This window comes from Salinicola lusitanus (assembly GCF_003206045.1).
In the GTDB taxonomy this organism is placed as follows: domain Bacteria; phylum Pseudomonadota; class Gammaproteobacteria; order Pseudomonadales; family Halomonadaceae; genus Salinicola; species Salinicola lusitanus.
In genome coordinates this window covers 1-18,197 of the sequence record NZ_PZJM01000016.1, presented here as the reverse complement: position 1 = coordinate 18,197, position 18,197 = coordinate 1, and the positions used below count along the sequence as shown (strand labels likewise).

At 65.2% G+C, this 18,197-nt stretch carries 18 protein-coding genes; 10 read left to right on the top strand and 8 right to left on the bottom strand.

Annotated elements, in window-relative coordinates; genetic code table 11:
- Positions 1-78 precede the first annotated feature (78 nt).
- Together DOM45_RS19025 and DOM45_RS19020 are read left to right on the top strand one after the other, a co-directional pair.
- Positions 79-1,338, top strand: a complete 1,260-nt coding sequence (locus tag DOM45_RS19025) for a putative DNA modification/repair radical SAM protein (protein WP_110603156.1) — start codon at positions 79-81, stop codon at positions 1,336-1,338.
- A 26-nt stretch (positions 1,339-1,364) separates the two neighbouring features.
- On the top strand, positions 1,365-2,285 hold the full coding sequence (locus DOM45_RS19020; protein WP_110603154.1) for a TIGR03915 family putative DNA repair protein: 921 nt from the start codon (positions 1,365-1,367) through the stop codon (positions 2,283-2,285).
- A 25-nt stretch (positions 2,286-2,310) separates the two neighbouring features.
- Here DOM45_RS19020 and DOM45_RS19015 read toward each other — a convergent pair whose 3' ends face one another.
- Both DOM45_RS19015 and DOM45_RS19010 read right to left on the bottom strand, forming a co-directional pair.
- Positions 2,311-3,987 carry a multidrug ABC transporter permease/ATP-binding protein gene (locus DOM45_RS19015; RefSeq protein ID WP_110603152.1) on the bottom strand — a complete coding sequence of 559 codons (1,677 nt, stop codon included), beginning with the start codon at positions 3,985-3,987 and terminating at the stop codon, positions 2,311-2,313.
- 211 nt (positions 3,988-4,198) lie between these two features.
- The gene (locus tag DOM45_RS19010; RefSeq protein WP_110603150.1) at positions 4,199-5,110 is read right to left on the bottom strand and encodes a LysR family transcriptional regulator; all 912 of its coding nucleotides are present in this window, start codon (positions 5,108-5,110) and stop codon (positions 4,199-4,201) included.
- Positions 5,111-5,257: 147 nt separating this feature from the next.
- Here DOM45_RS19010 and DOM45_RS19005 point away from each other — a divergent pair, with 147 nt between their 5' ends.
- From DOM45_RS19005 to DOM45_RS18995, 3 genes are all read left to right on the top strand, one after another.
- Positions 5,258-6,277, top strand: a complete 1,020-nt coding sequence (locus tag DOM45_RS19005; protein ID WP_110603148.1) for a zinc-dependent alcohol dehydrogenase family protein — start codon at positions 5,258-5,260, stop codon at positions 6,275-6,277.
- A gap of 109 nt (positions 6,278-6,386) precedes the next feature.
- On the top strand, positions 6,387-7,262 hold the full coding sequence (locus DOM45_RS19000; protein WP_110603146.1) for an AEC family transporter: 876 nt from the start codon (positions 6,387-6,389) through the stop codon (positions 7,260-7,262).
- 121 nt (positions 7,263-7,383) lie between these two features.
- Positions 7,384-7,917: a PRC-barrel domain containing protein gene (locus DOM45_RS18995; RefSeq protein WP_110603144.1), complete on the top strand. Its 534-nt coding sequence runs from the start codon at positions 7,384-7,386 to the stop codon at positions 7,915-7,917.
- A gap of 94 nt (positions 7,918-8,011) precedes the next feature.
- Here DOM45_RS18995 and DOM45_RS18990 read toward each other — a convergent pair whose 3' ends face one another.
- The 3 genes from DOM45_RS18990 to DOM45_RS18980 form a co-directional block, all read right to left on the bottom strand.
- The gene (locus DOM45_RS18990) at positions 8,012-8,395 is read right to left on the bottom strand and encodes a DUF4168 domain-containing protein (RefSeq protein WP_110603142.1); all 384 of its coding nucleotides are present in this window, start codon (positions 8,393-8,395) and stop codon (positions 8,012-8,014) included.
- Between the two features lie 159 nt (positions 8,396-8,554).
- Entirely contained in the window at positions 8,555-9,850 is a 1,296-nt protein-coding gene (locus DOM45_RS18985) for a pyridoxal phosphate-dependent aminotransferase (protein ID WP_110603139.1), read from the bottom strand.
- Positions 9,851-9,896: 46 nt separating this feature from the next.
- On the bottom strand, positions 9,897-10,814 hold the full coding sequence (locus tag DOM45_RS18980; RefSeq protein WP_110603137.1) for a MurR/RpiR family transcriptional regulator: 918 nt from the start codon (positions 10,812-10,814) through the stop codon (positions 9,897-9,899).
- A 183-nt stretch (positions 10,815-10,997) separates the two neighbouring features.
- On the opposite strand from DOM45_RS18980, the gene DOM45_RS18975 reads away from it, so the two are divergent.
- Complete coding sequence (locus DOM45_RS18975; protein WP_240612475.1) at positions 10,998-11,450, top strand: DUF4174 domain-containing protein; 453 nt, start codon at positions 10,998-11,000, stop codon at positions 11,448-11,450.
- Positions 11,451-11,520: 70 nt separating this feature from the next.
- Here DOM45_RS18975 and DOM45_RS18970 read toward each other — a convergent pair whose 3' ends face one another.
- From DOM45_RS18970 to DOM45_RS18960, 3 genes are read right to left on the bottom strand one after another with little or no spacing between them, the layout of a single operon-like run.
- On the bottom strand, positions 11,521-12,465 hold the full coding sequence (locus tag DOM45_RS18970) for a 5-oxoprolinase subunit C family protein (protein WP_240612474.1): 945 nt from the start codon (positions 12,463-12,465) through the stop codon (positions 11,521-11,523).
- Positions 12,465-13,139 carry a 5-oxoprolinase subunit B family protein gene (locus DOM45_RS18965; protein WP_240612473.1) on the bottom strand — a complete coding sequence of 225 codons (675 nt, stop codon included), beginning with the start codon at positions 13,137-13,139 and terminating at the stop codon, positions 12,465-12,467. The genes DOM45_RS18970 and DOM45_RS18965 overlap by 1 nt, the downstream gene beginning before the upstream one ends.
- A gap of 53 nt (positions 13,140-13,192) precedes the next feature.
- Complete coding sequence (locus DOM45_RS18960; RefSeq protein WP_110603133.1) at positions 13,193-13,945, bottom strand: 5-oxoprolinase subunit PxpA; 753 nt, start codon at positions 13,943-13,945, stop codon at positions 13,193-13,195.
- A 304-nt stretch (positions 13,946-14,249) separates the two neighbouring features.
- Between DOM45_RS18960 and DOM45_RS18955 the strand changes: the two genes are divergently transcribed.
- From DOM45_RS18955 to DOM45_RS18940, 4 genes are all read left to right on the top strand, one after another.
- On the top strand, positions 14,250-15,218 hold the full coding sequence (locus DOM45_RS18955) for a LysR family transcriptional regulator (protein ID WP_110603131.1): 969 nt from the start codon (positions 14,250-14,252) through the stop codon (positions 15,216-15,218).
- A gap of 119 nt (positions 15,219-15,337) precedes the next feature.
- On the top strand, positions 15,338-16,336 hold the full coding sequence (locus DOM45_RS18950) for a TRAP transporter substrate-binding protein (RefSeq protein WP_110603129.1): 999 nt from the start codon (positions 15,338-15,340) through the stop codon (positions 16,334-16,336).
- A 79-nt stretch (positions 16,337-16,415) separates the two neighbouring features.
- Positions 16,416-16,979, top strand: coding sequence for a TRAP transporter small permease (locus DOM45_RS18945; protein WP_110603127.1), 564 nt, complete (start codon positions 16,416-16,418; stop codon positions 16,977-16,979).
- Between the two features lie 55 nt (positions 16,980-17,034).
- The coding region (locus DOM45_RS18940) for a TRAP transporter large permease (RefSeq protein WP_110603125.1) at positions 17,035-18,197 on the top strand (1,163 nt) is incomplete at its 3' end.

The window sequence follows — 18,197 nt, the reverse complement described above, 5'->3', positions numbered from 1 at the left end:
CAATCCACCTTGTCGATCTCGACAATCTCGAATACTGTATATCCAGACAGTATTCGAGATGGGTCACAGGATTGCCGCATGGAACTGATCGACAAGCTCTCCATCCTCGCCGATGCCGCCAAGTACGATGCCTCCTGCGCCAGCAGCGGCGCGCCCAAGCGCTCGTCGCGCGGCAAGGCGGGGCTAGGCTCGTCGAACGGCATGGGGATCTGCCACAGCTTCACCCCGGATGGGCGCTGTGTCTCGCTGCTCAAGGTGTTGCTGACCAACTTCTGCCTGTTCGACTGCCAGTACTGCGTCAACCGACGCTCGAGCAACGTGCCGCGAGCGCGATTCACGCCGGAGGAGGTCGTCCGCCTGACGCTGTCGTTCTACCGTCGCAACACCATCAGCGGGCTATTTCTGAGCTCCGGGATCATCCGCTCCAGCGACTACACCATGGAGCAGCTGATCCAGGTGGCGAAGCTGCTGCGCGAGACGCATCAGTTTCGCGGCTATATCCATCTCAAGGCGATTCCCGAAGCGGACCCCAGGCTGCTGGAGGAAGCCGGCCGCTACGCCGACCGGTTGAGCGCGAACATCGAACTGCCGACCCTGACCAGCCTCAAGACCCTGGCCCCGGAGAAGGAGCTCGGCACCATCCACTCGGCCATGGGCCACATGCGCCAGCGTATCGATGCCGCCAACGACGACGCTCAGCGGGACGCGAAACGCTTGCCGCGCAGCGCCAATCCCAAGCGCATGGCGCCAATCTACGCACCCGGCGGCCAAAGCACGCAGATGATCGTCGGTGCCGATGCCACCGATGACCGCACGATTCTCCAGTCCGCCCAGCATCTCTATCGCGACTTCCGCCTCAAGCGGGTCTACTACTCGGCGTTCAGCCCGATCCCGGAGCGCCCCGCCGGGCTACCCCAGGCCGCACCGCCGCTACTGCGCGAGCACCGACTCTACCAGGCCGACTTCCTGATTCGCGGCTACGGCTTCCAGGCCGAGGAGCTGCTGAACGCACCGGGCAACCTGGACCTGGAGATCGATCCCAAGCTGGCCTGGGCGTTGGCCCACCGCGACGACTTCCCGGTCGACCTCAATCGCGCCGAGCCGGCGATGATCGCCCGCATTCCGGGCATCGGACTGCGCAGCGTGCAACGACTGGTCGATCTGCGGCGACTGCGGCGCATCCGCTATCAGGACCTGGTGGCGCTGCGGTGTCGCCTGGAGACCCTGCGGCCCTTCGTGGTGACCCAGGACTACCGTCCCGCCGATGCCCAGCGTGACAGCACTCGCCTGCGCCAGAGCCTGACCCAGCCCCAGCCGGCGCAGATGGCGTTGTGGTAGCGCCGCGTTCCGCAGGAGATCCCATCATGGCCAACGCCTCGATGAGCCCGACCTCGTCCGCTGCCTGGGCCAACGATTTCGACGAGTGGCGCACCCAGGCGCGTCGGCTGCTTCACCTCGGCGTGCCTCCGGCCAGCGTGACCTGGCACGATGGCAACGCCAGTCATGACGATCTGTTCTCCTGGCAGGAGCCGCCGTCCATGCCGCCAGGCCCGCCGCCGGCGCCGATCCGAATCGGTCGCGATCAGTTGACGCTGCTGCGCAACGCTGCGCGCTATCGTGTAGAAGGCCACGGCCAGTCGCGCTGGCCACTGCTGTACCGGGTGTTGTGGCGATGGGCCCGGGGCGACGCCGCGGCCATGCATCCCGCCGACGTCGATGGCCGCGTACTGCACCAGCGCTGGCATGCGGTCAAGCGGGAAGCGCATCACATGCATGCCTTCCTGCGCTTCCACCGCTGTGACGATGGACGAGGTGAGCGCTATCTCGCCTGGTTCGAACCCGCCCATGACGTGCTCGACCTGGGCGCGGAGCACTTCGCCGACCGCATGGGCGGATCACGCTGGATCATCGCCACTCCCCGTGGCGGCGTAAGCTGGGACGGCTCGGCGCTGGACTATCGCACGCCCTGCCCGAAGGAGTGGACCGACGAAGCCAGAACGGCCGCCGAACGCGCCAACGCCGACGAGGAGCACGCCCTGTGGCGGACCTACTTCGTCAGCACCTTCAACCCCGCGCGCCTCAATCACAGGGTCATGACCCAGCACATGCCGCAGCGGTTCTGGCGTCATCTCAGCGAGGGCGATCTGATTCCGATGATGGAGGCCAAGGCCCGCCACGGCGGGCAGCGCCTGGCCCAGGAGAGCAGCGTGGGCCGGCGCAAGGGCAAGGCGCTCCCGGGCGGCAGGTCCGCCCTTCCCCGCTCACCTTCGGGCGGCGACGACTAGACGACGAGCGACGCCGTCCGGGCTGTCAGGATGTACCGATCCGCGCCACCGCATCCCGGCTGGCCAGTTCGCGCTCGTCGCCCGTCAATTCGCGCAGATGACCCTCGCGCATCTCCAGCAGCCGGTCGGCGTGGGCGAAATAGTGATCGTCGTGGCTGATGGCGAAGACGGTGATGCCCAGTTCACGGAAACGCGGCATCAGTTCACGATAGAAGGCGCGCCGGAACTGCGGATCCTGGTCCGCGGCCCACTCGTCGAGCAGCAGGATCTGTCGCTGTTCGACCAGCGCCATCAGCAGCGCCAGGCGCTTGCGCTGCCCCTGGGAGAGTTCGGTATCGAGCACCTTGCCGTCGTCGAGCTGCAGCTTCTTCGCCAGTTGCAGGGTCTGCAGCCAGTTCTCCAGCAGCGCGGGATCGGCACTGCCGCCATGCGGCCCCATCAACCGGTCGAACTGGTGGAAGTCGGTGTAGACCGCCGAGAAACGCTGGCGGTAACGGTGCCAGTCCGACTCGCCGATGATCTCGTCGTCGATGCGGATCTCCCCGGAGTGAGGTCGATAGAGTCCGGTCAGCAGCTTGGCCAGCGTCGACTTGCCGCTGCCGTTGCCGCCGATCAGGTAGACCTGTTCGCCCCGTTCCAGGCGCAGGTTGATCGGCCCGACGGCAAAGCCGTCCCGCCCCGCCCTGGCCGGGTAGCGGTAGCGGATGTCGCGCATCTCGAGCACCTGCCACTCGCTGTGGGTCTCCACCAGGTCGAACCCCTCGCGGTACTCCGCCAGTGCCAGTTCGCGCAGCTTGTCGAACGACACCTGCGCGGTGATCAGCGTCGGCGTGGCACCGACGGCCTGGATCAGCGGCGAGCGCAGGAACAGCAGCGTCAGCGAGAACGTCGCGGCGACGGCCGTGTTGGACCAGCCCAGGCCATTGGCGAGGAAGAACACCACGCCGATGGCGCCCAGCATCATGATGTTGGTCCAGTTGCCGGCGCTCAGGTGATAGGTATCGGCGCGGATGATGTGATCGCGATAGGTCCGGGCGTCGGCGCCGTAGACCTCCTCCAGCAGATGACGCGCGCGATCGCGATTGAGCGCCAGCTCCTTGCGGCCATGGATGATCGTCTCGTAGTCCTGATAGAGCCGGCTGTCGGTGGCGCGGGTGATCCGAATATGGTGATAGACCTTCGATACCAGCCACCACCCCACCAGCATGGTCACGGCGATCCAGATGGCGGTGACCAGCAGCAGCGGCGGCGAGAGCCAGAACAGATAGCCGACGGAGGCCAGCGTGATGACGATCCCCTGGACGAGCTCCGGCAGGCGAACGAAGGCGATGGTCACGTTGCGGATGTCGCTGGAGAGGCACGACAGCAGATGGGCGCTGCCGAGTTGCTCGAGCCGTTCGATATCGGTATCGAGAATGCGCTTGATCAGGCGACCGCGCAGGCGATAGACGAAGTGGTGCCCCAGCGTCGTCAACGCCAGCTGCGACCCCAGCGTCACCGCCAGCAGCAGTGCCACCAGCCCGATGAACGGCAGCAGGGCCGTGACCGCGCTGATGTCACCGCCCCCCGGTTCGGTGACGATCAGGTAGTGGTTGATGAAGGCGATGACGCCGATCCCCAGCGCCGCGCTCAGCAGACTGAGCAGCATGACGCCGATGAACGGCCAGCGATAGTGACGAAAGACGACGCGCAGTAGTTCCATTCGGGCTCCCTGGCCGGCAATGGGGCTCGAGTGGACTGCCTGGCACGACGTCCCGATCGCCGTGGGTCGGCGAGGCGTGGTCGGTGCGCCGGCCAGGGCATCGAGCGTGGCATTCGGCGCCGAGATGATCGGCTGACCGCAGGCGCGAATGATTCTGATCTTCACTAACGAAGTCAAGCCGTGTCGGTCCCGTCCCGGGCGCGGGCGGTGCTCACGCCTCTTCGTCGGCGAACATCATCTGAATGCGTGAGCGCAACCAGCGTTCCGCGGGATCGTTGTCGTAGACGCTCTGCCACACCATGCTCAACGGCGATGGTGGGCGCTCCAGCGGCAGCTCGTCCACACGCAGCCCGCCCTGTGCCGCCAGCACCTCGGCGGCGTAGTCGGGCACGGTGGCAACCATGTCGGTATCCCGCAGCAGCGAGGCCAGACTGTTGAACTGCGGCACCGCCAGCACGATGCGACGCTTGCGCCCTTGCTCGGCGAGCAGGTCATCGACATAGCCGTTGAGATCGCCATCGAACGAAACCAGGGCGTGGGGCCGCTCGCAATAGGCGTCGAGGGTCAACGCACCGGGGCGACTGTCCGCACGCAGTACCCTGGCGCGGCTGTGGCGCAGGATCTTCTGCTTGGCGTTGGCCGGCAGATCTCGCGCATAGCCGGCAGCCACGGTCACCTCGCCGGTATTGAGCAGTTGCGGCATCAGGTGGAAATCGGCACGCCTCACCACCAGCACGATCCCCGGCGCCTCGGTCCGCAGCCGTTTGAGCAGCGCCGGAAGCAGGGCGAACTCGATGTCATCGCTGAACCCGACCCGAAACACCGCTTCGCTGGTCGCCGGATCGAATTCGCTGGTGCTGCTGAGGACGTTGGAGATTGCGTCGAGAGCCGGCTGCAGCTGTTCGTAGATCTGCTCCGCGCGGGCGGTCGGCACCATCTGGCGCCCGGTGCGCACCAGCAGCGGATCACCGAAAACGTCCCGCAGCCGGGAGAGCGCGGCGCTGGTGGCAGGCTGGCCCAGAAACAGCCGCTCGGCGGCGCGCGACACACTGCGCTCCTGCATCAGGGTCTCGAATACCACCAGCAGCTTGAAGTCCACCCCACGCAGGTCACTACGATTCATTCATGTCTCCCCTCGGCGGGCGGCATCGACCCTCGTCGCGGATGCCGTATCGATAGGCGTTATAGCCACTATCGATCCTTGAGCATAGTGTTTGTCCTCCATCGTCGATAGAGTCGAGGACAAGCCCTGGATACATTGAGGTGCACAATGTCACGTGCAATACAGTTTCAACGCTTCGGCGACGCCGACGTTCTGGAAATCATTGAACGCGACGATCCGCACCCCGCCAACGGGGAGGTCCTGATCGAGACGGAAGCGCTCGGCATCAATTGGCAGGATGTCATGTGGCGGCGCAACATGGCACCGACACTGGCCCATCTGCCGGCCGGCTCGGGCACCGAGATGGCCGGCAAGGTCATCGCCGTCGGCCCAGGCGTCAGCGCTTTCTCGCCAGGCGATCGCGTCGCCTCGATCCCCGCATTCGACCCCAACCAGTATACGGCACACGCCGAGCGCGCGCTGCTACCGGCGGAGGCGCTCATCGCCTACCCCGACTGCTTGTCGCCGAGCGAGGCCAGCGTCCATTACGTGCCGTCGCTGGTCGCCTGGCTGGGATTTCGCGAGGTCGCCAATCTCGAGCCCGGCGAGACGGTACTGATCACTGGCGCCTGCCATATCGGCGGGCCTTACGCGGTGCAGGTCGCGCGGGCGCTGGGCGCCCGGGTAATCGCCGCCACCCCCCACGAGGCGGCTGTCGATTACCTGAAATCCCTCGGCGCCTCGGCGGTGGTGCATACGGAGACGCAGGATCTCGCCACCCGGATCGACAAGCTGACCGATCACCACGGCGTCGACATTGTGCTGGATGCGCTGGGAGGCCCCCAGATGAACCTGCTGGGCGATGTCCTGGCACCTCGCGGCCGGCTGCTCCTCTACGGCATGCTGGGCGGCAACCAGACCACGTTCCCGGCCCAGGCGGCGTTCCGCAAGAACATCCAGTTCCACGTGCACTGCCTCTCCAATTTCAGCGGCAAGCCCGAATTGGGGATTCCCCAGAATCGCGAAGCGCTGGAGCGCGCCATCGCCGATGTCGACCGCATGACCCGCACGGGTGAGCTCAAGCCGCAGATCGACCACCGTTTCCCGCTCGCGGAGATCGCCGAAGCGCATCGCTACCTGGAAACCTGTGCCAATCACCATGGCCGGATCGTGGTCGAGATGGAGTGATCGCCCGGCCAGACACGCGACCGGCTGGCAATCGTGCATTGCCAGCCCCGTGACGGATTGACGACAATACCGCTTCCACTTTCGTCGCAATCACGCTCAAGGACCTTCGATGCTCGCTCAACTGTTCGCCGTCATGGCCCCCGTCCTGGTTGGCGCGAGCATCGGGTTCGGCTGGATCCGGTTGGGCTACGGCTATCCCACCGAGTTCGTCACCAAGCTGGTCTTCAACATCGGTACGCCAGCGCTGGTCCTGGCCTCCCTGGCCAATGCCGAGGTCGATCCGGATACCTTCTGGCGTACGCTCGCGACCACCTTCCTGGTGCTCGCCGGCATGGCGCTGGCGAGTCTGGGGGTCGCCAGGCTGTTGCGCAAACCCTGGCAGGTCATCATCTCGCCGATGATGTACCCCAATGCCGGCAACATGGGCCTGCCCGTCGCGCTCTACGCCTTCGGCAAGGAGGGCTTCACGTTCGCCATGACGGCCTGGGTCGCCAATGCGCTGATCCAGTTCACCGTCGGCATGATGATGGCGACCCGTGGCAACCCCTGGAAGACGCTGCTGCGCAACCCCACGCTCTACAGCATCGCGATCTCTCTGACGCTGATGCTGACCGGCATGTCTCTGCCGGCGTGGCTCGGCAACACCGTGCACCTGCTCTCCGGATTGACGATCCCGTTGATGCTGATCACGCTCGGCGTCTCGTTGGCCAGCATCCAGGCCCGCAGCCTCTCCTCCGGCTTCCTGTTCACGCTCTGCCGTGTGCCCATTGCGCTGGCGCTCTCCTTCGCCATCGCCGCCTGGCTCGGCCTGCCACCGATCGCCGCCAGCGCCGTGGCGCTGCAGATGAGCATGCCGGTCGCTGTCTACAACTACCTGTTTGCCCAACGTTCACGCCGTGAACCCGAGTATGTCGCCAGCCTGGTGTTCTGCTCGACGCTACTGGCCTTCGTCTACCTGCCGCTGGAACTGGCTTTCATGCTGTAGCGGCGTCGGCCACTCGCTTGCAAATGCGCAACGAACAGCTACATTACAAAGTGTAATCTTCAAAAGTTAATGGATTACAGGTAGTTGCATGCCAACGAAGCCGCAAGGCAAGGAGACGTAGATGCAAACTCTGTCATGGAAGCAGACACTCGGCGTGGCCACACTGGCAGCCGGCAGCATGATGATGACCCAGGCCGCGACGGCCCAGGAAACGCAGGGCGCGCAGGGTCTCTACTCTGCCGACGAGCTGATGGACGCCGACGTCTTTCTGTCCAGCAAGCCGAACGACGACATCGGCGATGTCGAGGACATCCTGCTGGGCGACGACATGAGTGTTCAGGCGCTGGTCGTGGAAGCCGGCGGCGTGCTGGATATGGGCGACAAGAATTTCGTGGTCGAGAAAGGTAACTTCACCGTCGAAACCGATCACGACGAGAATCTCGACAACATCGAATATCGTGTCGTTCTCGACATGGACGAGAATGCGCTGAAACAGCAGCCCGAGTACACCAACGATTGGTGGCAGAATGCCAAGTCCCAGGCGGCTGAGGCATGGGAAAACACCAAGCAAGGCGCCTCCAGCGCCTGGAAAGACACCAAGGCCGCCACGTCGAACCTGCTGAACGACGCCAGCAACGCGATCGACAACAACTGATCCCGACTCGGATTCACAGTCGCAAAAAAACCGCCGACCCTGGGTCGGCGGTTTTTCGTTGGGGCGGCGATCCCTGGGATCGCCCACTCGGTGCTTACTGCTGGGGCTGCTGCACCATCCCCTTCACACGCTGCATCAGTTGCGGGTCCTGCTGGATGGCCTGGCCGATCGAGTTGAACTGCTCGACGCTCATGCCGCTGTCCTGGACCGCCTGAACCATCTCGTCGTTGGCTTGCTGACGAATCTTCTGCTGCTCTCCCTCGTCTGAGGCGTTCTGCAGCTGCTCGGTGTAATCCTGAGAGATCATCGCGATGTCCTGCGATGCATCAGCGAACTGCTGGAGCTGGTCATCGGAGAAGTTTTGCGCAGGAGCCTGCGCCTGGGCACCGCTGTCGGCGGACTCCTGAGCCATCACAGGCGCGCTGGCGAGACCGGTCGTCATCATTGCCGCCGCGAGAAATGCAGTGATCCTTTGCATGAATACCTCCAGATATCGATTTTAAGCGTGTGCCATAGTGGGATGCCGCTTCGGAGGGAGAGTTCCCCCGGAAATGTTTCTGCCGGCAATTTAATGTATCGCCAGGAAACATCGGCACGCTTCACTGCCGACGAGCATCCCACCGCCACTCACCGCCGGTCATGGTAACCATTCCTCGATGGCCTGGATACCGCCCCGGACCTTGTCCAGGGCGGGCAGTCCCATGGGATCGTCGTAGCGTTGCGGGCAGTGCTCCAGCAGCGCCTCGCCATCGAAGTCGACATAGGCCAGGCGCACCGTGAGCTGAGAGGGGTCGCAGCCGAATGCGCTCCCCGGTAGCAGGGCCACGCCGGTCTCCTTCAGCAGTCGGGCGGTCAGCTCGGCGCTGGTGGTGATGCCGATTCCGGCCAGCGCCGCCCGGTGAGCGTCGAAATCGGGAAACAGGTAGAAGCCGCCATCCGGGAGCAGCGTGCGTACGCCGGCCGCCTGCAGTCGGCCAGCGCACCAGTGGCCTATCAGGCCCAGCCAGGCCCGCTGACGCTCGAGGTAGTTCGTCAGTTCGGGACTCATCCGATACGCGACGCAGGCTGCCTCCTGAATGGGGCTGGCGACACTCGACCACGTCTCCGAGGCGATGCCGAGCAGGCGCGCGAACAGCTCGCCGCCCAGCGCGTCGGGTACGTGCATGACACCCAGTCGCCAGCCGCCAGCGCCGCACCACTTCGAGAGCCCGCTGGTGGTCACCGTACCCTCGGGGTAGTCGCGGGCGAAGGCGCGGTGCGATCCGTGATGGTCGAGCGGGCCGTAGATCTCGTCCGCCAGCACGATTACGCCATGGCGTCGGGCCACCTCGGCCAGCGCGCGCTGCGTCTCGCTATCGGGCGACAACCCGGTCGGGTTGCCGGGGGCATTGAGAATCAGCAGTCGCGTGCGGCTCCCGCCCTCTCGGCAATGCGCCTCGAGCTGCTCCGGCGTGATCTGCCAGCGCGTGTCGAAGCTGGCCGCCAGCTTGATCGCCGTCTGTCCGGCCAGACGCGCCTGTGGCGCATAGGAGACCCAGGCTGGCGCCGGGATCAGGATTTCCGCCTCGGGTAACGCCTTGATCAAGGCGAACAGCAACAGTTTACTGCCCGGACCCACGAGAACTCGCGATGACTGCCAGGGCGTGCCATCGAGCTCGCTGTGAAAACTTGCGACCCTATCACGCAGCGTCGGCAGTCCCTGAACGGGAAGATACGCCTTCTGATCCGCGTATCGGGCCAGCGCCTCCACCGCTGGCCCGTAGACCGGAAACGGCGACTGGCCAAAGCCGAACTTGATGACGCGCTCGCCGCGAGACTCCAGCCATCGCGACTGCTCGTTGATCAACAGAGTATCGGATGCCGGCGTGGCGCCGGCGTCATCGGCATAGGCCTGATTCAACAGGGCGGAGGCAAGCCCCGGGCGGGCGGTCATGACAACGGATCTCCTGGGTTGGGTGGGGCCATCGGGAATGGGAGGGTCACTCGATCTGCCAACGGGCGATCAAGGCTTCACGTCGGCGGATCGACGCCACGGCGTCGCCCCCCATCTCATGGGCCATGTGCGAGAGCAGCATCTCGATGGTCACGAACAGGCTGCTCATGGGATTGAAGAAGAACGGACCTTCGGCGGCTGCCAGTAGCGTCATGTCGGTCATCGTGGCCAAACGCGCGGTCGCCTGGTTGGTCAGCGCGAGCAATCGCGCCCCCTGGTCCAGCGCCTGGCGGCAGTAATCGACACTGACCCGGGTCTCCGGGCGATAGCTGATGCCCACCACCAGATCGCCCTCCCCCAACTCGCGCCCCATCTCGAGGTTGACACCACCGAGAGAGTCGACCAGCCGGACGTCGCTGCGCAGATAGGCCAGGTAGTAGGCCAGGTAGTGTGCCCCCGCAAAGCAGGCACGCTGGCCGACGACGTGGACCCGGCGGGCATCGATCAGCGCCCTGACGGCGCGCCCCAGCATCGCCTCATCGAGCTCTTTGGCCGTTCGGGAGAGGTTGCCCATCTCCTCCTGCCACAGTGTCTGGCGCTGGACGGGATAGTCGCCGTCCCTCGGAATCTGGCCGAGATCGAGCAGGCGTTCCGCACGGGTGGAGTAGAAGGCGCCGGTGGTCGCATCGGCGCGAAACAGGGCCTGAAAGGCCTTGAACCCCGGTAGATCCAACGCGTGCGAAAGCCGGGTCAGACTGGAAGCATTGACGCCATGCTGCTGCGCCAGTGCCGAGATGCTGAGCGTGGCCGCCAGCTCCGGGGCGGCAAGCAGCTGCTCGAGCAACTTGAGCGCTCCCGGCGTCAGCTTCGGCGCCTGGGGCTCTCCTCGACGCGCGGCGATCGAGAGTGCCTGCAAGGCGGCTATCGATGTTGGCGGCGTAGCGAAACCATCGCAATCGGCCATGGCTCATCCTCTTTTTCGTTTTGAGAGATTATCCTGACATCCCACTGCCTGCAAATATTTTTGCCTTATTAGAAATATTTTTTCTTAAGATAGGCTTATTGAAAGTCCGGCCCGCTTGAACCCCCTGCATCCTGTGAAGTCACAATGCCACTGAACTCGTAAACGACACTCGGAGGAGAGCCCATGAAAAACTGGTTGATGACCGGAGTACTGATGGCCGGAATCTCGTTCGCGACGGGGGCTTCGGCTCAGGCGAACGGCAACGATCCGGCCAACCCGCTGATTACCGACAAGTGGAACTTCCGCCCGCTCATCGTGGTGACGCCGGATGCGGGACAACCCGCTTACCGGCATCTGCGCCAGCAGCTCGACCGCACCCAGGAGCAGTTCGACGATCGGGACATGGTGCTCTATACGGTCGAGGGAGATAGCGGCACCCGCCATGGTCGCCCGATGACCGCTTACGAGACCCGGGCGCTGCTGGATGCCGTGGGCGTCAGCCCCACACAGGGCGTGACGACGATCCTGGTCGGCAAGGATGGCGGCAAGAAAGTGCAGCTCCAGGGAGAGGTCGACCTCCAGGAGATCTACGCCACCATCGACAGGATGCCGATGCGCCAGTCGGGCGAAGACTGAGGGGCCAACACGGCGCGCCGACTGACGCGCTTGCGTACCAGCCAGCGTCCGCCAGCGACCCCGCCCGCGATCAGCGCCATAGCGCGAGTTGATGCAGGTAGGCTCGCCGCGCCTGCTGGGGAGAGACCGGAGAGAGCCGTATCGAGGTGCCTGGCGCGCACTGTCCGAGACGCGCACAGGCAATGGGGGACAGCGCCCCTAGACGCGGGTAGCCGCCAATGGTCTGGCGATCGTTGAGCAGGATGATCGGCTGGCCATCCGGCGGGACCTGGACCGCGCCCAGCGGGATGCCCTCCGAAATCATGCCCCCCAACTGACAGCGTAACGCCGGCCCTGTCAGGCGAACGCCCATGCGGTCGGCTCGGCTGTCCACCTGCCAGGCCTGATTGAAGGCCGCGAACAGGCTGGCACCATCGAAGTGCGCGATCTGTGCGCCGGTGACCAGCTCGAGCGTGGCCTCCCCCTGCGGCATGGCCGGCGCGAACGGCATCTCGCGGATTTCGGCAGAGTCCGAGGCCGCGATCAACCGATCGCCGACCCGAAGTGCACTCCCCCGGCCGTCGAGGCCGCCCAGTTGCTCGCGGGCGACGGTCGAGAGGCTCCCCATGAAAGGTTCGGCATCGATTCCACCCGGCAACGCCAGGTAGGCGCGCAGCCCCGCCCTGGGCTGGTCGAACGCCAGCACCTGCCCCGGTTCGAGAACGAAGCTGCCGTTGGCGGGCAGCGCCTCGCCATCCCGCGTGGCGCCGAGATCGGCGCCTGCGATGGCCACCGACATCCGGCTCGCGGCCTGCAGCTTCAACCCGCCCATGGCGATCTCGATGCCGGCGGCATCCGGCGCGTTGCCGAGCAACCAGTTGGCCCAGCCCAGCGATATCCAGTCCAGCGCCCCGCCCTGGGTCACCCCGAGATGGCGGGCGCCGAAGCGGCCGGCGTCCTCTACCAGCGCCAGCGGCCCGGTGGCCTCGACGACGAGAGCGGCACTCGTCGCCCGGGAAATTTCCGGCATTGCCATCAGCGCTCCTCCAGCGGCGTGGTGTCGCCGCCCTGTTCGATGAAAGCCTCGCGGCTGATCGATTCGAATCGCACCCGGTCGCCCGGGCGGAACAGGCTGATCTCATCCCGGTCGCGATCGAACAGCTCGACGGCGGTGCGGCCCAGGATGTTCCAGCCACCCGGCGAACGCATCGAATAGATGGCGGTCTGGCGTTCGGCGATCCCCACGCTGCCCGCCGCCACCTTCTGCCTCGGCGTCTTCAGTCGCGGGGTGGCCAGGCTCTCCTCGATCATGCCCATGAAGGCGTAGCCGGGGGAGAATCCGAGGGCGAAGGCGCAATAATCACGACCGGTGTGACGACGCACGACCTCATCGACATCGACGCCGAGGCGCTCGGCGATCCGGGTGAGCTCGGGACCGACACTGTCGTCGTACCACACCGGAATGCGATGCTCTCGCCCGGCTGCGGTGGAGGCCGGCTCCAGCCCTTGCAGGGCCTCGCCGACCCACTGCCTGGCCTCGCCCAGGGAGAGCCGGGCCACATCGTAGTGCACCAGCAGCGTGGTATAGGACGGCACCAGGTCGATCAGCACCTCGCCGAAGCGTTCCCGCAGGGCATTGTCGGCGGCCAGGATCCAGGGCATGTGCGCCTCGTCGATGGCATCGAACAGCCTGACGATCAGAGCGTCCATGCCGACCGTTTCCATACCGAAAGAGAGCGAGAGGACGGGGGAAGGTGACCGACTCATGCGTCCGCCAACCGCTGGAAGGCTTCTCGAATGGCTTTCACCGCCGCCACGGACTCGGCATTGTCGCCGTGGACACACAGCGTATCGGCGGGCAGTCGCAGCTCGCTGCCGTCATCCGCGATCAGCGGCTCGCCCTTGGCCAGGGCCACGGCCTGCTCGACGATGGCGTCGCGATCGTGGTGCACCGCCCCCGGGAGACGCCGCGAGACCAGGTGCCCCCTGGCGTCGTAGGCGCGATCGGCGAAGGTTTCGAACCACAGCGTCACGCCCATCTCCGCGGCCAGTTCGCGCACCGGTCCGGGGTTGGCGGTGGACATCACCAGCAGCGGCAGGGCCCGATCGTAACGAACCACCGCCTGCATTGCCGCCCGCAGCAGATCGAAGTCGCCGGCCATGTCGTTGTAGAGCGCGCCGTGCGGCTTGACGTACTGGATACGGGTACCCTCGGCGCGACAGAACGCCTCCAGGGCACCGATCTGGTAGAGCATCAGGTTCTCGACCTCCTGTGGCGAACAGGCCATCGAGCGGCGACCGAACCCCATCAGATCGGGATAGCCTGGATGCGCACCGATTTTCGCCCCGTGGGCCACGGCCAGCGCCACGGTCTTGCGCATGACGTCGGGGTCGGAGGCATGAAAACCGCATGCGATATTGGCACAATCGACGAACGGCATCGCCTGTTCATCGAGCCCTAACGCCCAGTTGCCGAAACTTTCACCCATGTCGCAGTTGAGCAGGGGCGCGCGCATCGCATTACCTCGTATCGTTGTTGTAGGAAGTCCAGCCTCGGAATCCATCGCCACGACCCGCTTCAGAAAAGCCTGCCGGGCAGGACTTTCAAAAGAGAGCCGTGGGCGATGGGCACCCCGAAGTGGCATCTCTGCACTTTAGGAAAACGCCAGCCGCAGGGTCCAATCGTTTTTCGCGATGCGCAGTATCGGCGCAATCTTTCATCCCCATCACGCGATGCCGGCCCATACGCGGGGGGAGAGTTGACGTTCACGGCGCCGCGCCGAAGAATCGACCATCCCGCTTTCGAGTACGAGACCCCTCATGTTCGACTTCAAGGAGCTCGAAGCCTTCGTCTGGATCGTCAGGCTGGGCTCGTTTCGCAAGGTGGCAGCGCGTCTGCACCTGACCCAGCCGTCGATCTCCGACCGCATCACCCGGCTGGAGGCGGCAGTCGGAGAGTCGCTGCTCGATCGCAGCGCCCGACCGGTGCAGCCGACGCTGCGCGGTCGGGAGTTCTACGCCCACGCAGAACGCCTGCTGGACAGCCGCGAGGAGGCGCTGCAACTGTTCCAGAATCAGGAGGACTTTTCCGGCACGCTGCGGCTCGGGGTCATCGAGACCATCGCCCACAGCTGGTTCAGCACCTTCCTGACCCAACTGGCCGAACGCCATCCCCAGCTCACCATCGAACTCACCGTGGATATCTCGCCGGTGCTGCAGCAGCGCCTGGCAGACAACGATCTCGACATGATCTTCGCCATGGATGGTGTCGCCCCCGGGCTATCGGTGACCCAACTGCCACTGGCCACCTACGAGATGGGCCTGTTCGTGGCACCACAGCATGCCGAGCGCCTGCGCCAAGGCGGCGTGTCGGCGCTGTCCCGCCTGCCGTTCGTCTCGTTCAGCAAGCTGGCACGCCCCTATGGCGAGCTCGTGGCCTATCTGGCCGAACTCGGCATCGACGAGCCCAAGATCCACTGCGCCACCACGCTGATGACCATCGTCCGCATGAGCATCGACGGCGTCGGCATCGGATCGCTCCCGGTCTCCACGGTGTCGGACGCCTGCGAGCGCGGCGAGCTGTTGCGTCTGGCGCTGCCCACGCCGCTGCCGGCGATGTTCTACGACGCGATCTGGCGCACCAGCAGCTACCCCAGCTTCTGCCGGGGGGTCACCCGACTCGCCCAGGAGTGCGCCGCCCGCTACGCCGCGGAGCATTCCCCGGATCACGTCGGCGACGGGCAGTGGGAGGAGGTGAAAGTCTGGCCCGATAGTTTGGATAAGAATTAACGATTTGACGCCATCGCCGGCCGACTTGAAGAATGCAGAGGTCCCATGTCCCGGGCACGACCCCTTTCAATAACAAGCGGCGTGCAGGAAGACCTTTCAATAACAAACGGAATCCAACGATGCGCATACCCAATGTCCAGCTATTGACGATCGCCGTGGCGGGATCGCTCGCCGTCGCGACACCGGCCCTCGCCGACCAGTGGAACCTCGCCACCCCCTACGGCGACGCCAGCTTCCATACCCAGAACACCAAGCAGTTCGCCGAGGATGTCGCCGACGCGACGGATGGCGAATTGACGATCAACGTGCACAGCGGCGGCTCGCTGATCAGCCACGCCGAGATCAAGCCTTCCGTGCGCCGCGGCACGGTCCAGGCCGGCGAGATATTCCTCTCCACACTCTCCAACGAATCGCCGATCTACGAAGTCGACACGTTGCCCGGCCTGGCCGGCAGCTACGCCGATGCCTACGACCTGTGGCAGGCCTCCAAGCCGATCATCACCGAGCTCTTCGCCAAGGAGGGGCTGATGCCGCTGTACGCGGTGCCGTGGCCGGCCCAGGGCATCTACACCGATTTCGAGCTGACCGATGCCTCCCAGTTCGAGGGCCTGCGGGTCCGCGCGCCGAACATCAACACCCAGCGCTTCGTCGAGAATCTGGGCGGCATCCCGACCCAGACCGAGGAAGCGGATATTCCCACCGCCTTCAGCACCGGACGCGTCGACGCCATGATCACCTCGGTCTCCACCGGCAAGTCCATGTCGGCGTGGGATTACGTGTCGAACTACAGCGATGCCAACCTGTGGCTGCCGAAGAACATCGTCTTCGTCAACAAGCGCGCCTTCGATCGTCTCGACGACGCCGCCCAGAAGGCCGTTCTCGACGCCGCCGCCAAGGCCGAGCAGCGCGGCTGGCAGATGAGCAAGCAAGACAGCGCCGAGAGCGCCAAGACCCTCGAGTCCCATGGCGTCACCGTGAGCGAGCCCAACGAGACACTCCAGCAGCAGTTGAAGGCCGCCGGCCAGAAGCTGTTCGAAGACTGGCAGGCCCGCGCCGGCGATCAGGCCCAGCAGCTGGTCGATCGCTACCGTGAACGCCAGGCCAAGCAGAGCCAGTAACGTCCATCACGAGGCCCGCCTTGGCGCGGGCCTCCCGATTGCTCGGGCTGTTTCCACTCACACCCGGTGAGTTTCCGTCATGACCTTCAGACTGAATCCGCTATACCGGCTTGGCGCCTGGGGCGCCGCGGCCTGCATGCTGGCGATCTGCGCCATGGTCACGCTACAGGTACTGCTGCGCTGTCTCGACGCCGTGCTGGTGCTGGTCGGTGCCAGCCGCCTCGGCTACGAGATCAGCGGCGTCTCGGAGATCGCCTCCTACCTGCTGGTCGGCGCCACCTTCCTGAGCCTCGCCTACACCTTCACCCATCACGCCCATATCCGCGTCACGCTGGTCATTGCCCGTCTGCCGGCAGCGACCCGGGTCTGGTGCGAAGTGGCGTGCCTGGCGATCGCGCTGGCACTCAGCGCCCTGCTCAGCTGGGAAGTGATCGGCCTGATCCGGGAGAGCCTCGACTACGGCGACGTCTCCGCGGGGCTGATGGCGATTCCGCTGTGGATCCCCCAGACCGTCCTCGTCGTCGGCCTGGCGCTGCTCTGCCTGGCCCTGCTGGAAGCGCTGCTGACGACGCTGCAGCAAGCCGTGACCGCGCCCTCGCGCTATGTGGCCCCCGGCGACAACGACGACTTCGGCGGCGAGTGACGCCGTCGCCGGCTGATGACGCCTCCAACAAGAATCCGAACCGAGGTATCGACTCGTGCTCACGCTCAGTCTTGCAACGCTCTTTACCCTCGCGATCCTGCTCGGTGGCGGCGTATGGATCGCCTTCGCCCTGCTCGGCACCGGCTGGATCGCGCTGACCGGCTTCTCGAGCTTCGAGGTCGGCCCCATTCTCGCCTCCGACTTCTGGGGCGCCAGCTACGGCTGGGACCTGACCGCCCTGCCGATGTTCGTGTGGATGGGCGAGATCCTGTTCCGATCCGGGCTGGCCGACAACATGTTCCGCGCGCTGTCACCCTGGCTCAACCGCCTCCCAGGCCGGCTGCTGCACTCCAATATCATCGGCAGCGGGCTGTTCGCGGCAGTCTGCGGCTCCTCCGCCGCGACCTGTGCCACCGTCGGCAAGATGACGCTGCCCGAACTCGAGCGTCGCGGCTACAGCGAGACACTGGCGATCGGCACCCTGGCCAGCGCCTCCACCCTGGGCCTGCTGATCCCGCCGTCGATCATGATGATCGTCTACGGCGTGGTCACCGAGCAGTCGATCTCGCGCCTGTTCATGGCGGGAGTCGGGCCCGGTCTGCTGCTGCTGGCACTGTTCATGGTCTACCTGGTCATCTGGTCGCTGACTGCTGGCAAGCGTGGCGGCGCAGGGCACGCCGAAGCGTCGATGCCGTTTCTCGACAAGGTCAGGAACAGCTGGCGCCTGATCCCGCTGCTGGTATTGATCGGCGGCATCCTCGGCAGCATCTACGGTGGCGTCGCCTCCCCCACCGAGGCGGCCGCGGTGGGCGTGGTACTGTCGATGATCATCGCGCGCTTCAATGGCCACTTCGACAAGTCGATCTTCCTGGAGTCGATGTTCGCCGGACTGCGCACCTCCTGCATGATCGCGTTCATCATCGCCGGCGCCTCGTTCTTGTCGTCGGCCATGAGCTTCACCCAGTTGCCCACGCAGCTGGCCAGCGCCATCGCGGCGATGGGACTGTCGCCCAACGTGCTGCTGGTGATGCTGACACTGTTCCTGCTGGTGCTGGGCTGCTTCCTCGACGGCATCTCGCTGATCCTGCTGGTGACCTCGATCATCATGCCGTTGATCAACGCCGCCGGCATCGACCCGATCTGGTTCGGCATCTATCTGGTGATCGTGGTGGAAATCTCGCAGATCACCCCACCGGTCGGCTTCAACCTGTTCGTGAT

Excerpts from the sequence above, each read along its gene's own strand:
- DOM45_RS19025 (WP_110603156.1), top strand. The coding sequence starts at position 79 with ATGGAACTGATCGACAAGCTCTCCATCCTCGCCGATGCCGCCAAGTAC.
- DOM45_RS19020 (WP_110603154.1), top strand. The coding sequence starts at position 1,365 with ATGGCCAACGCCTCGATGAGCCCGACCTCGTCCGCTGCCTGGGCCAAC.
- DOM45_RS19015 (WP_110603152.1), bottom strand. The coding sequence starts at position 3,987 with ATGGAACTACTGCGCGTCGTCTTTCGTCACTATCGCTGGCCGTTCATC.
- DOM45_RS19010 (WP_110603150.1), bottom strand. The coding sequence starts at position 5,110 with ATGAATCGTAGTGACCTGCGTGGGGTGGACTTCAAGCTGCTGGTGGTA.
- DOM45_RS19005 (WP_110603148.1), top strand. The coding sequence starts at position 5,258 with ATGTCACGTGCAATACAGTTTCAACGCTTCGGCGACGCCGACGTTCTG.
- DOM45_RS19000 (WP_110603146.1), top strand. The coding sequence starts at position 6,387 with ATGCTCGCTCAACTGTTCGCCGTCATGGCCCCCGTCCTGGTTGGCGCG.
- DOM45_RS18995 (WP_110603144.1), top strand. The coding sequence starts at position 7,384 with ATGCAAACTCTGTCATGGAAGCAGACACTCGGCGTGGCCACACTGGCA.
- DOM45_RS18990 (WP_110603142.1), bottom strand. The coding sequence starts at position 8,395 with ATGCAAAGGATCACTGCATTTCTCGCGGCGGCAATGATGACGACCGGT.
- DOM45_RS18985 (WP_110603139.1), bottom strand. The coding sequence starts at position 9,850 with ATGACCGCCCGCCCGGGGCTTGCCTCCGCCCTGTTGAATCAGGCCTAT.
- DOM45_RS18980 (WP_110603137.1), bottom strand. The coding sequence starts at position 10,814 with ATGGCCGATTGCGATGGTTTCGCTACGCCGCCAACATCGATAGCCGCC.
- DOM45_RS18975 (WP_240612475.1), top strand. The coding sequence starts at position 10,998 with ATGAAAAACTGGTTGATGACCGGAGTACTGATGGCCGGAATCTCGTTC.
- DOM45_RS18970 (WP_240612474.1), bottom strand. The coding sequence starts at position 12,465 with ATGGCAATGCCGGAAATTTCCCGGGCGACGAGTGCCGCTCTCGTCGTC.
- DOM45_RS18965 (WP_240612473.1), bottom strand. The coding sequence starts at position 13,139 with ATGGACGCTCTGATCGTCAGGCTGTTCGATGCCATCGACGAGGCGCAC.
- DOM45_RS18960 (WP_110603133.1), bottom strand. The coding sequence starts at position 13,945 with ATGCGCGCGCCCCTGCTCAACTGCGACATGGGTGAAAGTTTCGGCAAC.
- DOM45_RS18955 (WP_110603131.1), top strand. The coding sequence starts at position 14,250 with ATGTTCGACTTCAAGGAGCTCGAAGCCTTCGTCTGGATCGTCAGGCTG.
- DOM45_RS18950 (WP_110603129.1), top strand. The coding sequence starts at position 15,338 with ATGCGCATACCCAATGTCCAGCTATTGACGATCGCCGTGGCGGGATCG.
- DOM45_RS18945 (WP_110603127.1), top strand. The coding sequence starts at position 16,416 with ATGACCTTCAGACTGAATCCGCTATACCGGCTTGGCGCCTGGGGCGCC.